General features: G+C 65.8%; 1 protein-coding gene. It reads right to left on the bottom strand.

All coding sequences use genetic code 11. The features are described from left to right. Window positions 1-932: FAD-dependent oxidoreductase (locus GL300_RS26070; RefSeq protein ID WP_155042581.1), on the bottom strand; the 932-nt coding region annotated here is incomplete at both ends.

Genomic DNA, 932 nt, shown 5'->3' with positions numbered 1-932 from the left:
GGGTCGCGATAGGCTTCTGGGTCGTCCATGTCTTCGCCGCCCGCGATGATCCGGCCATCACGTGCGCTGCGGAAATACAGGTAGGGCTCCGATGCCTCCCAAACCAGCGAGCGGTCCAGCCAGTCGGGCCGCGCGATGCGGGGGTGACTGGCCAGCGCCCAGGTCGAGGTGATGCGATGTGCACGGCTTTCCATCACCGGCAGGAATTCGTAACCGGTGCAAAAGACCACCTGCTCTGCGGTCAGCACACCGCCCTCGCGGGTGGCAAGGGTGGCGCTGTCGCCGGTTTCCGCCAGATCTGTAATTTCCACGGGCGAGGCGATCTCGGCCCCGCGCGCCTGCGCCACGGTTAGCAGGCCAGCGGTCAATTGCCCCGGATTCGCCGAGGCCGAGGCACCGGACAGGATCGCAGCGCTGCGGTCGATGCCGAAGCGCTGCATGAGTTCCGCTTGGTCTAGATAGTCGCACGCAATACCCGCATTCTGCCGTGCCTCGAATTCGCTGCGCATTGCACGGTGGCCCATCTCATCGCCGGTCAGGTAAAGCGCCTGTTTGGCCTGCATGTCGCAGGCAATACCCAAGCGCGCCACCAAGTCCTGCAGATCCTGCACCGCCCTGACCGAGCGTCGCCATGTCCGGGCGGCGTCCGCGCCCATTCGCCGCGCCAGATGGTGCAGTGGCACGTCGATCTCGTGCTGGATCATCGCGGTCGAGGCAATGCTGGAGCCCCTGACGGGCACCCTGCGGTCAACGATCAGCACGCGGCGGTTTTTGCGGGTCAGCGCCTCGGCCATCAGCGCGCCACTGATCCCGGCACCCACGATGATCACATCCCATGATCGCGCGGATGGGGTCGGGATACTGGGTGCGCTGATATGCTTCGTCGCCGCCCAGAAGGGCTTGGCCAGATGCAGCCGGCGTTTCCGACTGGT

The organism is Paracoccus litorisediminis, from assembly GCF_009711205.1.
Lineage (GTDB): Bacteria > Pseudomonadota > Alphaproteobacteria > Rhodobacterales > Rhodobacteraceae > Paracoccus > Paracoccus litorisediminis.
The sequence above is the reverse complement of the archived record's forward strand: the minus strand, read 5'-3'. Positions and strand labels throughout refer to the sequence as shown.